The sequence below is a fragment of the Lysobacter sp. Soil_C_15 genome (assembly GCF_057657315.1).
Genome location: NZ_JBDGIR010000030.1, coordinates 1 through 1,135, shown reverse-complemented (window position 1 = coordinate 1,135; position 1,135 = coordinate 1). Strand labels below are relative to the sequence as shown.

At 63.3% G+C, this 1,135-nt stretch carries 1 protein-coding gene; it reads right to left on the bottom strand.

The window, feature by feature from the left end; translation table 11 throughout:
• Window positions 1–7: 7 nt before the first annotated feature.
• Window positions 8–1,093 carry an IS30 family transposase gene (locus AC3A57_RS22885; protein WP_487581005.1) on the bottom strand — a complete coding sequence of 362 codons (1,086 nt, stop codon included), beginning with the start codon at window positions 1,091–1,093 and terminating at the stop codon, window positions 8–10.
• Window positions 1,094–1,135 lie beyond the last annotated feature (42 nt).

Genomic DNA, 1,135 nt, shown 5'->3' with positions numbered 1-1,135 from the left:
TGCACTGTCAACGTACAAGTGCATCAAACGGCTTGAACACGTCCCGAATCACCTTGTCGGCCAGCTCTGGCATCCCCAGCTCGCGAAGGAACACCGCGGCGGGCAGTTGATAGTTCAGGGTTGCTCGCGGCCGGGTGTTGAACTGATAAGCGATCCGGTCCAGCTGGCGCTGCGTGTAGCCCGACAGATCCTGGCCTTTTGGAAAGTACTGTCGAAGCAATCCGTTGGTGTTCTCGCAAATACCGCGCTGCCAAGGGCTGCTTGGATCGGCGAAGTAGATCTTCACATTGGTTTTGCGGGACAGCACCCGATGCAAAGCCATTTCCTTGCCTTGGTCGTAGGTGAGCGTCTGCCGGGCCGACAACGGCAGACGGCGCAGTACTCGGCTGAATCCTTTCAGAGCATCAGCGGCCGTGCAGCCCTCCATGCGGGCCAACACCGTGAACAACGTCTTGCGGTCCACCAGCACGCCGATCGCCGAGCGGTTGCGTGCGCCGACCAGAAAATCGCCTTCCCAATGTCCCGGTACCAGCCGGTCGGTGGCTTCCGGTGGGCGTAGATGAATACTCTGGATATCCAGCATCTTGCCGCGTCGTTCTGGCCCCGGCCGAGGCGAGCGGCGCACGGCCCGGTGCTGTTTCAACAGGCGCGTCAACTCGCGCCGTATCGGGCCCCGGGGAAAAGCGTAGATCGCGTTGTAGATGGTCTCGTGCGACACCTGCCACTCCGGACGGTCCGGGTACCGCACGCGCAGCCCCTGGCTGATCTGGCGCGGCGACCACAGGGCCAGCAATTGGCCTTTCACTAGCCGCCATAACGCGCCATCCCTGGCAAGTTTGCGCGTTCGTCGCGCTCGGTGACACAAACGGGCAGCGCGTTCGCCTGCCCGCACGGCATCGTAGCCCCGGCGAGGGCGTCCCAACACCGGGCTGGGCGGGAGGGAACGATGACCGTTGCGGCTCAGTTCCCGGGTGACGCTGCTGCCGGCGCGCCCCAGCATGCGGGCGATCGCCCGCGCGCTTTGGCCCTGCTGCGTCATGGCCATGATGACACCACGTTCTTCCGCACTGAAATGGCTGTAGTGGGTTCCCATCGCCTAGCCTCAACCGGGTGATGCACTTGAGGTTAGACAGTG

Coding starts and splice junctions, on each gene's coding strand:
- AC3A57_RS22885 (WP_487581005.1), bottom strand. CDS start 1,093: ATGGGAACCCACTACAGCCATTTCAGTGCGGAAGAACGTGGTGTCATC.